Origin of the sequence: Exiguobacterium sp. MMG028 (genome assembly GCF_027947425.1) — a bacterium.
In the GTDB taxonomy this organism is placed as follows: domain Bacteria; phylum Bacillota; class Bacilli; order Exiguobacteriales; family Exiguobacteriaceae; genus Exiguobacterium; species Exiguobacterium aestuarii_A.
In genome coordinates, this window is sequence record NZ_JAQJIN010000002.1 from 150,850 (window position 1) to 164,019 (window position 13,170).

Sequence of the window (13,170 nt, forward strand, 5' to 3'; positions counted from 1 at the left end):
CGCCCGATGGCGCTCCATTTTTATGTGGTCGTGAGTTTAGCGTAGACAGCGAAGAAGATGGCAAGTTCAATCATAATGACTAAAGGTGAAACGAGTACTAACAAATGGATGCCGGTAAACACAAGAATGAGCGCGATGAAAAACACGAAATAGCCCCAGTGCAATCGACTTTCCGGGAAACGATGATTATGAAACACGAGCGTTGTTGACAAAAAGTAGACGAGCACCGCACCAAACGTCACAATCACTTCGAACCGTTCGTTCAGTTCGCCCAAGTACATGAGTTTCATCATACTCGCGAGTACACTGAGTGACATCCAAATGAACAAATGACCGTAGAGAATGATTTGACCGGTACCGACTGCTTCTTTGTCTACTTTCTTTTCAATGTTGTCAAAGTATTGCCACCAGATGGCGATGAGGACGATGAATGCCAAAATTGAAAAGCTGATGGACCGGATGTCCCCATCTTGTGGTTCGAGCACAGCGAGAATACTGATGATGGATTCGCCCAAGACGATGATGGTCAAAAGACCGAAACGTTCGAGCAAGTATCCTAAGTGAATCGGTGTCATCGCAAGGCGCTTTCGACCTATGATGGGTACGACCAAATCGATGATGATGCCCAGATACAATACGACATAGCGGAAACTTCCATCAAAGAATAGGGATAATGCCGATACTCCAATCCCAATCCACAAATACGTCCCTAAAAAACGTGCCGCCGGGTCTTGAATGCGTCGGTTCACCATCGTATATTGCAAGACCGTCATCACACGTAGTCCCAGATAGCCAATCAAAAATGAATAATAATAGTCATCAAAATCGACGTTCAGGCTTGCCGTCATGATGAGGACAAATACCATTTGTCCAATGACAAAGAGACGCTGGTGGACAGCGTCTTCAAAAAATCGATTGATAAACATCGTCTGCCCCACCCATGCCCACCAAATCGGGATGAACATGAGCACGAACTTCGAGGCGTATTCGAAAGGGATGACACCGTGGTGAGTGTGAAGTAAGACATGGGTCGCTGTCGCAATCGCTGCGACGTAAACCAAGTCATAGAAGAGTTCTAACCACGTGGCTCGTTTTTCTTCCATTTAGCCCACCTCGGTTCACGTCGCCAACACGTCGTGATACTCCTCATGACGGTCGAACTGATTTTTTGTGAACGGACAGAGCGGGATGATCGTCTTCCCTTGCTCCCGTGCATATTCGACGACAGTGAGGACGAGCTTCTCCCCGATCCTTTGTCCTCTCAGGTCGTCACTGACATACGTATGGTCGACAATGAGTTTGTCGGGACCCGTCGGTACGTAATGCAGTTCTGCCGATGGCTCAGCCTCGTTTCCTACATAAAACGTGTTTTCTTTTTGTTTAATATCCATTCACTCAGCACTCTCCTCGTCTAGTTTTAGCGGGATGAAGAAATGATCACGCGTCGTCCAGTCCATCTCACGCATCAAGATATCGAACGAGGTGGACAAAAAATCTTGGACGTGACCACTCGTCGCTTCATCAAGCGTCAAGAAAAATTCGCTCTTCTCCGCATCATAATAAGCCGCTTCCGGCTTCAACGTATCCGTCGGCAACGGTCTGAACAAAAACGGATACGGCAACACGAAATAACTCGGACGATCCGTCACGTCGTCTCCGAGCCAAAATCCAAATTCAATCAACTGCTCATCAAAGGCGACACGTTCGATTATTTTATCTTCCGGAAACGGATGTTCAATCGGATAAATGACAAGTGATGAAACATCAAACGTTCCCCAAAAGAGAGCCGGTTTGATTTTCCGACATCGCAATTTTGATAAATATGTCAGTTGTTCGTGCGCCGCCCGCTGAAACAGTCTCAATCCTTTCCGAGCATACGTCGCGTCATAGGCGAGCGGTGTCTCATCCGTATCGAGTAACCCTTTGAAGGCCATCTCTTGTGGTTTCGGATTGATGTTCACGTGTACCCCATGTTCACGAAGGCGCGCGAACAAGTCATCATGATAAGACTTAATCGTTTTTCCCGCTTCAATCGGAATGGCGTCCGTCTGTTCCTCGACATGGACGACGAGGCAAGACGTCAATAGGTCCACATCAATCTGTAGCGCCCGCTCTCCTTCAAATAACAACCCTGTCGTGAAACCTTGCACCGTGAGCGGCAACGAGACGTGTCCCCATTGCGGTTCCGGCGGTGCCAGTTTGAGCTTAATTTTTCCGAGAAGCTGCGAGATCAAATGTAAGGTCAATTTCGTATCGTGCCATTCTGAATGCAGTGGAATGTGCATCCCCCATCATCCTCTCATCCTTTACACGCACCACTATGGTCACAAATCGGACGTTTCCCCGACTGTCCGCATCCACATAGTGTCGCTCGGTAAGTTGAAATGACCTTATCGCCTTGATCGATCTGGAGGTCACCCCGCACTTCGATTTGTTGCCAATCGTTCAATTTTACGGATGTCGGTACATCTGGTGTCTCCGCATCCCCTCCATCTTTTCGGACGAATTGGAGGGCACCGCTCGGACAACGTTCAATCACCGTCGCGACATCTGGCGCCTCGGCACCACCCGGTAAAATCCACGGTTTTCGTTTTGTATCAAACACTTCCGGTAGCCCACGGACACATTCTGCCGCATGTACGCAGAGCGACACGTCATAGTACACGTCAATCGATTCTCCCACGTATTGTTTGCCTCGCATCGAATCACCCCTTTTGTGTTTGCGGGTCTTTACCCGTTCACTTACGAAAAAAACCCATCATCCTCTAAATAGGATGATGGGTTGATCTCAGGCTTGTCTCATTTCTCGCATGCGTTCGAGTTGATGCGTCAGTTCACCGATCGGGACAAATCGCGCCCGACGTAACATCTCTTTCCCGTTGATGAAAAAGAGGACGACCGGTACCGTGAAAATGGAGAAGGATCCCGCAACTTCCGGGACTTCGTCCGAATCCACCGCGACCGCCTCGATGTCAGGGAATTGATGAAGCATCTCTTCGATTTGAGGTTTCAGCGCATGACAGACACTGCATCCCGGATGTGACACGTAGACGAGCAGTTGTTCCGTGCTCGCAATCCGTTCATTCAATCCAGTCAAGGTTGTCATTGCTTCCATCTTTCATTCCTCCTATTGATTAAGCGTCGAGCCACAAGACACCGACCGTCTCAAACCCGGCATGTACCGCAATCGATGGACAGAATCGTGTCCGTACCACTTCAAGACTCGGTAATTTCGACTCGATGAGCGCGACAAGGTCGTCTTGCATCTTCGGTGCGAGTGCCGTCTGGACGAACACCCGGTTATCCTTCACACCGTTCTCCGCGTGGCGACGTTCGAGTTCGCCGACCATCTCTGCATAAGCCTTCTTCAACGAGCGTGCTTTTTTGAACGGGATGACTTTCCCTGTCTCATCGAGCGTGATGATCGGTTTGATGTTCAAGATGTTCGCAAGGAACAGCTCACCCGAAGAAACACGACCGCCGCGGCGCATCGTTTCCATGTTTCCGATAATCATGAAGAAGTTTTTCTTATCGCGCCATGCCTCGAGCAACGCGACAATCTCTTCGACGGATTTGCCTTCTTGCTCAGCAGCCTTGCCGATTCGAACGAGCTCTTGTTGCGCTTCGAGCGCGGCGTGCGAGTCGATCGTATATACTTTGAAGTCAGCCGCCTCTGCCGCTGCCTTTGAGTTTTTCGCCGTGCTACTCAATCCGTTTGAACAGTGAACGGCGATGGCACAGTCATATCCTTCTTCTTTCAAGCGCTCGTAACGGCCGATGAAATCTCCGAAAATCGGTTGTGACGTCTTCGCTTCTTTCTTTTGGTCAATCATATACCGATGCAAATCTTCAAGCGAGAGATTTGTTTCACTATAGCCGTTGCCATCCACGATCAATTGAATCGGGACGATATCGACACCGAGACGCGCTGCCTCTTCTTGTGAAAAGTTGGCCATGCTGTCGGTAATCCATGCAATTTTTGTCATAACTAAAAAGCCTCCAATAGTCGTTCATTTTAACTAAATCAGGCGAGAATTCTCCCTCCTCTAAGCGTCTCGGGGCGAAGCCCAGCGTAGGGGGGAAATGAATCGCCCGGTCCAACAGTCTTCTCCCCCTGTGACAGATGTAACGAACAAAAGTTCGTGATTCCGTCAGATTCTCCCTTCCCTTCCGCGGGTATCGGACGAGGAGGATACATCACGATCTTCTGAAGGGAGAAGGGACGGACATGCTGAAAGGTTACACATACAGGCTCCACCCGACGCCTGCACAGGCCGAGTTCTTCATCAAGACGATCGGCTGCGCCCGGTTCATCTACAACAAGTTGCTCGAGGACCGCATCGCCATCCGCGAGGAGGCGAAAACGGGGAGCGGAACGAGACGGAAACCGGCGACACCCGCCTCCTACAAGCCCCTGTTCCCGTTCCTCGCCGAGGCGGACAGTCTCGCGCTCGCGAATGCGAAGCTGAACCTGGACACCGCGTTCGCGAAGTTCTTCGCCGGGACGGGTGGCTTCCCGAACTTCAAATCGAGACGACGGTCGCGTGCCTCCTACACGACGAACAACCAGCATGGCACGATCCGCATCGAGTCGGGAAAAGTCCGGCTGCCGAAGGTCGGGTTCGTGCGGTTCACACAACATCGCCCGTTCGAGGGCGTCATCCGGTCCGCGACGGTCTCGATGACCAAGACGGGCAAGTTCTTCGTCTCCATCCTCGTCAAACAGGACGATGAACCACGGATCCCAGCCAAGAACAAGGTCGGGATCGATCTTGGCCTGGAACACTTCGCCGTCATGACGAACGATGCGATGGTCTCCGAAAAGGTCGAAAACCCTCGCTTTCTCCGACAATCCGAAGCAAAGGTCAAGAAGGCACAACGCGCGCTGTCGCGAAAGAAGATCGGGAGCAAGAATCGTGAGAAGGCCAGGTTGATCCTCGCCAAGAAACACGAAAAGATTGCCAACCAACGCAAGGACTTCCTTCACAAACTATCGAGACGGATCGTTGACGAGAACCAAGTCATCGTCGTGGAGACATTGAAATCGAGCAACATAATGAAGAACCGACGCTTAGCCAAATCGGTTGGCGATGTCAGTTGGTACGAGTTCGTCCGGCAACTCGAGTACAAATCAAACTTCTTCGGACGAACGCTCATCAAGGCAGACCCTTGGTACGCATCCACTCAGATCTGTTCCACTTGCGGCGTGAAAGGTCAGAAGAAGGCGATGGATGTCCGTGAATGGACATGTGCCTGTGGCGCGCATCATGACCGTGACATCAACGCGAGCATCAATCTGTTGATGCTGGCAAACTAAAACGAATTCCTTCAGGGTGGGAACCACCCAACGAGCTTGGTAAACAACCGTGGCTGGTAAGAGCACGGTCTTCCCAAGAAGCTCCCCCTTCAATTTGCGAAGCAAATAAGTGGCGAGTAGTTCACTCCAATCCCATTATACCTTATTTTCTATCCCGATTCCTACCCGACCGAACGAGACACAAAAACAGAGCGACACGAGGCCGCTCTGTTTTTTCACTTGGTCGAGATGAGTTTCGTATGGGCAAATTCGTCATGCGGCAACTCGAGATCTTTATTCGACTTCATCTGTTGAAGCGCTCGAATGAGTGGGATCCCAAGCGTCGCCGGATAGACGATATCTTTATAAAGCGTCCGTTTGATGACCTGCTCAAGGGAGAGCGGGCGTCCGTCCGCACTCACGACTTTGATCCCGACGACTCGGTCTCCGAGTGTCTGACCGTTTTGGTACAGCATACAGTAAACCTCTCCGGCCATCGTCACAACGGTCGGTAAGTAATACCGCTTCACTTCCTTGTCTGGCCATACCTTTTTACGGATAGCCTTTTCAATCAATTTAGCCGGCGTCTGAAAGACGACTTGGTCGATTTGACCGGCGACGGCTCGTTTCCAAAGTGGGACTGCCACAGCAATCATCCTTTCTCTCGGTTCTAGCCTTTTATTTCCTCTTTTACCGGCTGACGAAACCCAGAGAACGGACATCCGCTTCGTGCGAACAAGTTCGGCGTTTTGATGATGTTGTCATACTGTTCATGAAAGACGTGCGTCGTCGCAGGCGATAGAGGGGGGATGAGCCAGCTCCACTGCCCGGTGACGTCACGCCCTGCTTCCCGTTCATTCTTTTCGAATCGTTTGAACTGTTTGGCAGCGGTATGGTGGTCAACAATCGTGACCCCCGCCCGCTCGAACGATTGGAGGACGGCAATATTCAATTCAACGAGCGCGCGGTCCCGCCAGAGCGAGCGCTCTTTCGACGTATCGAGCCCGAGTGAGCGACCGACGAGCGGCAACAAGTCATAGCGATTGGTGTCTGCCAAGTTACGGGCACCGATTTCCGTCTCCATATACCAGCCGTTGAACGGCACTGACGTAAAACGGAGACCGCCGATTTCAAGTTCCATGTCAGCGATGGCCGGAACGGCATGCCATTTGATCGGACGACCATCAAACAAGTCAAACTCCTCGTGAATGATTTCCACTTCGAGCACGGCATCACTCGGCAAGTCATATAGACGAACGTCCTGACCGTCCGTGATCATGAGCGGCAACATATCAAACGGGGTGCCGACCCCGACCCATCCAAGTTGTTCGGCCCGTTTCGTCATCGGTACGGACATCGGGTCCCCGATGATTCCGTCCGGTGTCTCATATCCGGCATACCGAATCAGCTGCGTGTTCAACAGTTTGAACTCGTTCGGAAGAACCGTCATCGTCGAGCGGATTTTCCCGCCGTTTGTGGCGAAATGAAGATGTTCCACAAGCCGAGCGTAGACGTCATCAAACGTTTTCGCATCCCGGGCATCGATCACATGAAGTGTCTGCCAAAACAATCGTCCGATGCAACGGTTCGAGTTCCGCCACGCCATTTTTGCGCCTTCACCCAACTCTTCCGTCGTCAAGGAGTAGGAACCCGTACGATGCAACATGTCCTCAACTTCTTGAAGGCGAGCAGACCAATCTCCTTCTAGCTGTAAGAAAAATTGTCGCGCTGCTTGTAATAAGTCCATCATTCAATCTCCTCTTTTCGCTTTCTCTTTCTCAATCATATTGAATCGAGGTAAATTGCGCCACCATTGCGCACAAAAAGAGCCGTACGTCAGACGGCTCTCGATTTTTCCTATTTCAATTTTATTTGTAAATCTTTTGGTTGGTGGATTGAAAAGCCACGTGGTTTTTCACGTTCAAGCGTAGTCAAGCGCTTCTCTAGCTGAGCCGTTTGCTCGTAGCTGGCTTCATACTGATATAAACCATTGGCCAATTCGGTCAAGCGAGTGATGTTGATGACAAAGGGACTTTGACCGTCATCGAGTAAAATAACGAGATCCATTTCACCGTCTGTCGGCAAGCGAATCGAGGCGTAAAAAGCAAGTGTTTTGAAGCCACGACGCATAATGACGATTGGGGATGTTCCGACAGTGACCTCTTGGTTTCGAAGTCTTGTAATCGTAATTCCGGCATGTATGAGACGGTTTGATTGCTCAATGGTTTCGATATATTCTTCAATCGGAGTCAACGTTCCTTGTTGAAGCGCTTGTTCGAATTCGACTTGTTTTAACGGACGACTGAAAATATATCCTTGAACGACATGACAGCCAAATTCGCGTAGGCGAAGTAAATCATCCATCATCTCGACCCCTTCGACTACGACATTCATATCAAATTCTTCCGCAATTAAAAGAAGACTCCGAATAATTCCTTGCGCTTTCCGACTTTGATTGACATGATGGGCAAACATACGATCAATTTTTATCGTCTGCGCATTGTAGGTTTGTAGATAGGCAAGTGACGAATAACCTTTTCCAAAGTCATCAAACGCAATCGGGATCCCTAAGTCGTTCAAGCGAGTGAACGCACTTTTGATTTGTTGCGCATCCTCAAGTAGCGACGTCTCAGAAATTTCAACTTCTAAGTAACTTCTCGGGATGTTGTAGCGGTGCAGAACATCCTCAAAGACACGTTCAAAATGTTCCTGATACAAATATTTCGCAGATACGTTAATGGAAATAGGAACTTTGTTAGGAAGTTGGGAAAGGTAGCTACACACCTCTTCAATCAACCAATTTGTTAATTCAAGATGAAGACTGCTTTCTTCAGCAAGTGGAATGAACTCTGCCGGCGGAATCGACCCCCATGTCGGGTGCGTCCAGCGCATCAATGCTTCGCCTCCGACAATCTGTCCCGTCCACGCATTCGCTTTTGGTTGATACATTAAGAAAAATTCTCCGTTATTCAACGCTTCACGCATATCGCGTAACAACTCAAAGCGTCTCAGTGATTCAATATCCATTTGAGAAGAATACAATTCCAGTGACTTCCCTACTTTTTTATCGACCCGATTCATAGCGGTACAAGCATTTTTGATGAGTTCCCCGGCTTGTGCCCCATCTTCTGGATAACGACTGACGCCAATCGAGATTCGCGCATACAAGTCGTACACACTTACACGGAACCGATATGTCGACAACGAGCCTAATTTATTTCCTAAGGCGAGCACTTCAGGGTCGTCCATTCGTCTCGGGATGACAATCAGCACGTTGTCCGCATCCAAATGACCGAGTTGCGCATCTGTCGGAAGGAATCGAATCAACTGATTGATCGTCTTCACTCGCCATTCATCACCGAGTTCGTAGCCGAATGTGTGGTTGATTTCTTCGATTCGATTAAAAGAAAGAGAAAAAAGAGTAAAAGGGTCTCGTCTGCGGGTCAATTCATATACGGTTTGCGTAATCGACTCCCGGTTCGGCATATTTGTAATCGAATCAAGTGAAGCGAGACGCCATATCTCTTCTTGTTGCGCTTTTAACTCCGAAATGTCTTTAACGAGCGTACGGAATCCGATCACGGTCCCGTCCTCTGTGAAAATCGGTTCTCGATTCTCTTCAATCCACTTCACTTCTCCTTTCGCAAAAATACGATAGGAGAAAGTAGACGCTTTTCCGTTCAACGTCACTTCTCGCGCTTGCTTCACTTTTGGCACATCATCTGGGACAACCACGCGTTGCCAATAATCAGGATGTGTATTGAATTGGTCTTCCGTATAACCAAAAATACTGGAGAAGCCTGGTGTCAGAAACTTAAACCGTTTTGAATCAAAATAGCGTTCAAAGATGACGGAATCCACAATTTCGCAAAGCTGCCTCACTTTCGATTTCTCTTTTGAAAGCGCCTCTTCCGCATGCATCAAATTGGTGACATCAAACATCGCCCATGTCACTGTACCCCGATCTTTCGAAACTCCCACTTTGACGATGAGGTCTAAATATTCTTTTGTGCTGGAATGAAGCACCTTAATTTGCGTTTCATATTCGAATTGACTCGGGTCATCGATCAATGCTTGAATCGCTCTCGCAAACGCGGGGCGATCTGACTCATGAATCAAATGACGAAAATGTTCCCTCTTCATCTGACTGAGCTGACGTGACGATAGTCCAAGTACACTACTCGTCTGGGGCGAATGATAGAAATCTCCCGTTCGGATATCAAGTTCAATCAACACTAGCCCTGGGATTCGCTCGAACAACGCTCGACTTAGCTTGAATCGATTATAGCGGTCTCGAAGTTCTATTTGATCCGTTAAATTTTTAACGATGCCATAGAGACCTGTAATGACACGTCCTGTATAAAGAGGCGTATTTGTAATGGATAAATGAATCTTTCGTCCTTCCGTATTCGTGACCTTTAATTCATAATGTACCGTTTCTCCCTGCAATGTTCGCTCATAAAATTTGTATACCCGTTCACTGTCTGCCTGTGGGAGCCACTGTTCTAAGTGTACAAAACGTTCTTCCATTCCATTGAAAAGCAAGGATAACTTTTCGTTTGAATCAATGAGTTTTAGCTCACGGTTTAATACGAACACAGCGTCTGGATATTGGTCTAACAGCAATGAATCAATATTGATAATTTCGTTTCGTTGTTCAACTTCAATATCTGATTCCAAAATCTGTTTCCAATGACGAAAGAATCCCATATGATAACCTCCTGGTGTGACAAAAGTCACAAAGCATTGTTCACATTTCCATTATATTAAATTTTCGCGTCAAAAATATGTCTTTATTTTGAAAATAAGGTTAGTAATCTCTCTTTTCATTAAAAAAATTTTTTCTACAGTTCAAATCACATCATCTGAAAGACAAAAAAACACCACAATCATCTCAGCAATGATTGTGGTGTTTCAGCTTATTGTTTTTCCAACACATAGCTCGCGTAGGCAGGGACTGTGACTCTGCCCGTCGTACGTTTGATTGTCTTCGTTCCAGCGCGGTCCCCGTCGACAATCACGTTCCACGTTCCTGTTGGAAGCTTCACGGATACAGCGTTCGGGTTTGCGTTATGTGTGATGTACAAGTCGTTCTTTTGTCCTGGTGCGTCTTCATCAATCAAGTACGTGATGACGTTCGCCTCAGACTTGTAGAATTTCAAGAAGCGCTTCACATCAGTCGCTTTCGTCATGCGGAGACCAGGGTTGGCTTTGCGCATCTCAATCAAGCCTTTCATGTATTGGACGTCCGCCTTACGGTCGGCTGCCCGCTTCCAGTCGAGCTGGTTGATCGAGTCCGGCGATTTGTACGAGTTATGGTCGCCTTCTTTTGTACGCATGAACTCCTGACCAGCGTGAAGGAATGTCGTACCTTGGCTCGTCAAGAGAATGCTAGAAGCGAGGCGGTGCATGTCGGTACGCACTTCTTCAGAGGCGTCAGGATTCGTCAATTCTAACTTATCCCAAAGCGTATGGTTATCGTGCGCTTCGACATATGTGATCGCTTGCGTCGGTTCTTTCGTGAAGCCTTTGATCATGTCGTTATACGTGATTTCACCGACGATTCCTGTCTTCACGCGGTTCTCCATGCCTTCTTTTCCGTTGATGAAGCCATTGTCTTCATCATAGAAGACGCTACCTTTCAATCCATCACGGATGTTGTCATTAAAGTGAGCAACACCAGGCATGTCGTAGGCGTTCTTTTGATTCGCTTTGAGTTCGGCGTCAAGTGGCGTGCCGAGATCCCAGCCTTCACCGAAGACGAGAATTGATTTGTCGACTTTATTCAATTCTGCACGAACTTTGTTCATCGTATCGACATCGTGGATTCCCATCAAGTCGAAGCGGAAGCCGTCCCAATGGTATTCTTTTGCCCAGTAGACGACTGAATCGACGATGAGTTTTTGCATCATCGCACGCTCAGACGCTGTATCGTTCCCGACACCTGTTCCGTTTGCGAAGTCGCCACCTGCCGTATAACGGTAGTAGTAACCCGGTACGATTTTGTGAAGGTTAGATGCTTGCGCGTCGAACATGTGGTTGTAGACAACGTCCATGACGGCACGTAAGTTGTTGTCATGTAGCCCTTGAATCATTTCTTTCATCTGACTGATCCGCACTTTGGCATCGTATGGGTTTGTCGAATACGATCCTTCTGGTGCGTTGTAGTTTTTCGGATCGTAGCCCCAGTTGTATGTTGCCGTCGGGTTCGTTTCGTCGACAGAAGCCGTGTTATAGTCATAGACCGGGATGAACTGGACGTGTGTCACGCCAAGGTCTTTGACGTGGTCGAGTCCCGTCTTCGTCGCTGTCTTCTTCCCGTTCTCGATCAAGCGAGTTCCTGGTTGAACGACACCGAGGTATTTGCCTTTATGGCGGATTCCTGAATCATATGTGTTCGATGTGACATCAAAAATCGAGAAGTCACGGACGTGTGTCTCATAGATGATGGCGTCCGTCGCGTTTTTCAACTTCGGCTTCATCGAGTTCCAACGTTTCGGATCTGTTTCTTTCAAGTCGACGATGACACCTTGGTCACCGTTCACACCGACAGCTGTTGCATACGGATCGACCGCACGGACTTTCCCTGTCGCATGTGTCACTTGATACGTATACCCGACACCGTCGAGGTCACCGCGTACTTCAGCCACCCACGTGCCACGTTCCCCACGTTTCATCTGGATGACTTTTTTCAAGTCTTTGTCGTTCGCTGGTCGGTCTTTCGGCATGTTCCATAGCTCGAGCTCGACTTGTTGAGCCGTCGGTGCCCAAAGAACAAATTGTGTTTTTGATTTTTGGTATGTGATGCCGAGTTTTCCATTATAGGCATACTTCGCATCAAACTCTTTCGAACGAAGTACTTTCCCTGCTTGAAGCGTCTGTTCACCAAACTCAGGATGTGAGGCTTTGATGACTTTTGCTAAATCGATATCTTCTTTGAATTCGATTGTGACTGACTTGTCACCAGCCTTTGTGATGGCAGCGACAGTTGCACCATCTACCGTCACTTCATCGATGAACGCATCCGTAATGACGCGGTTCGTCGTGAGTGTTGCTTGACGGAACGTGTCCGCCGAGAATGAGACGAGTTTCGGTGAGCGATCGATTTCAGGCTCTGAATAGTAAATCGTCGAATCGCCTTCAACGAGCCAAATTTCTTTCGCTGAACCAAGAACGAAACGGTCTTCCCCATCTTTCTCCGTCCATTCTCCTTTTTTCGTGATTAAGCCCATAAGTTTTTTCGACTCTGGGTTGGCGAGCTTGACGTTCGCCACGCCACCGAATGCATCCGTCTCGTCAAACGCGATGCTCTGACCGTCCCCACCGTCTGGCCAAGCCCATAAGCCCCAGTCCGTGTATGTATTGTCGTAACGGAAATAGTGAACTTTCATATCGATCTCCGTTGAAGCCGTCTCCCCGTCCGGGTTCGACGTATAAATCTTCGGATCACCTGACTTGATCCACACTTCTGCTACACCATCTTGAATCATGTCGCTCGTGATGAAGCGGTCGTTCTCTGACCCTTTATCTTTGTCCCAGTTGTCCGTTCGAACGATGAGACCAATTTTTTCAGGTGAATCGACCGGGAATTCGTAAGCCGCCACCTTTCCGAATGCATCTTCCCCATTAAATGTGAAGCCTTTGTTCGGGAAGTAATCTGGGCCATTCGCCCAAAGCCATAGGTTCCAATCCTTTTCGTTATCCGGCGCCTCTTGATAATGGACGACGACGAGTGTCGACTTCCCTTTATCCAAAGCGGACGTCGGCATCGGAAACATTGACAGAATTAGTGCAAACGTTAGCACAACTACCCATACGGGTTTCCATTGCTTTTTGACCATGAGGGTCCCTCCTTGTAGCACTATTTTGAGAAA

The 13,170-nt window shown here is 48.6% G+C and carries 11 protein-coding genes; 1 reads left to right on the top strand and 10 read right to left on the bottom strand.

All coding sequences use genetic code 11. The features are described 5' to 3' along the window. Nucleotides 1–20: 20 nt before the first annotated feature. From PJK55_RS08045 to PJK55_RS08070, 6 genes are all read right to left on the bottom strand, one after another. A complete protein-coding gene (locus PJK55_RS08045; RefSeq protein WP_271305381.1) occupies nucleotides 21–1,103 on the bottom strand; it encodes a low temperature requirement protein A in 1,083 nt (360 codons plus the stop codon). A gap of 15 nt (nucleotides 1,104–1,118) precedes the next feature. Further along, entirely contained in the window at nucleotides 1,119–1,391 is a 273-nt protein-coding gene (locus PJK55_RS08050) for a GNAT family N-acetyltransferase (RefSeq protein ID WP_271305382.1), read from the bottom strand. After that, nucleotides 1,392–2,285 (bottom strand): DUF5996 family protein, encoded by an 894-nt coding sequence (locus PJK55_RS08055; protein WP_271305383.1) that lies wholly within the window; start codon nucleotides 2,283–2,285, stop codon nucleotides 1,392–1,394. A 14-nt stretch (nucleotides 2,286–2,299) separates the two neighbouring features. Further along, the gene (locus tag PJK55_RS08060) at nucleotides 2,300–2,701 is read right to left on the bottom strand and encodes a (4Fe-4S)-binding protein (RefSeq protein ID WP_271305384.1); all 402 of its coding nucleotides are present in this window, start codon (nucleotides 2,699–2,701) and stop codon (nucleotides 2,300–2,302) included. 87 nt (nucleotides 2,702–2,788) lie between these two features. Further along, nucleotides 2,789–3,115 (bottom strand): thioredoxin family protein, encoded by a 327-nt coding sequence (locus PJK55_RS08065; protein ID WP_271305385.1) that lies wholly within the window; start codon nucleotides 3,113–3,115, stop codon nucleotides 2,789–2,791. A gap of 19 nt (nucleotides 3,116–3,134) precedes the next feature. Beyond that, nucleotides 3,135–3,986: a DegV family protein gene (locus PJK55_RS08070; protein ID WP_271305386.1), complete on the bottom strand. Its 852-nt coding sequence runs from the start codon at nucleotides 3,984–3,986 to the stop codon at nucleotides 3,135–3,137. 242 nt (nucleotides 3,987–4,228) lie between these two features. On the opposite strand from PJK55_RS08070, the gene tnpB reads away from it, so the two are divergent. After that, nucleotides 4,229–5,317 carry an IS200/IS605 family element RNA-guided endonuclease TnpB gene (gene tnpB, locus PJK55_RS08075; RefSeq protein WP_271305387.1) on the top strand — a complete coding sequence of 363 codons (1,089 nt, stop codon included), beginning with the start codon at nucleotides 4,229–4,231 and terminating at the stop codon, nucleotides 5,315–5,317. A 215-nt stretch (nucleotides 5,318–5,532) separates the two neighbouring features. Here the strand turns inward: tnpB and PJK55_RS08080 are convergent, their stop codons facing one another. The 4 genes from PJK55_RS08080 to pulA all read right to left on the bottom strand — a co-directional run bounded on the left by PJK55_RS08080 (nucleotide 5,533) and on the right by pulA (nucleotide 13,137). Continuing rightward, nucleotides 5,533–5,952: an RDD family protein gene (locus PJK55_RS08080; protein ID WP_271305388.1), complete on the bottom strand. Its 420-nt coding sequence runs from the start codon at nucleotides 5,950–5,952 to the stop codon at nucleotides 5,533–5,535. A gap of 14 nt (nucleotides 5,953–5,966) precedes the next feature. Next, a complete protein-coding gene (locus tag PJK55_RS08085) occupies nucleotides 5,967–7,043 on the bottom strand; it encodes a nitric oxide synthase oxygenase (protein WP_271305389.1) in 1,077 nt (358 codons plus the stop codon). A gap of 110 nt (nucleotides 7,044–7,153) precedes the next feature. Then, a complete protein-coding gene (locus tag PJK55_RS08090; RefSeq protein ID WP_271305390.1) occupies nucleotides 7,154–10,006 on the bottom strand; it encodes a sensor domain-containing protein in 2,853 nt (950 codons plus the stop codon). Between the two features lie 209 nt (nucleotides 10,007–10,215). After that, a complete protein-coding gene (pulA, locus tag PJK55_RS08095; RefSeq protein WP_271305391.1) occupies nucleotides 10,216–13,137 on the bottom strand; it encodes a type I pullulanase in 2,922 nt (973 codons plus the stop codon). Between the last annotated feature and the right edge of the window lie 33 nt (nucleotides 13,138–13,170).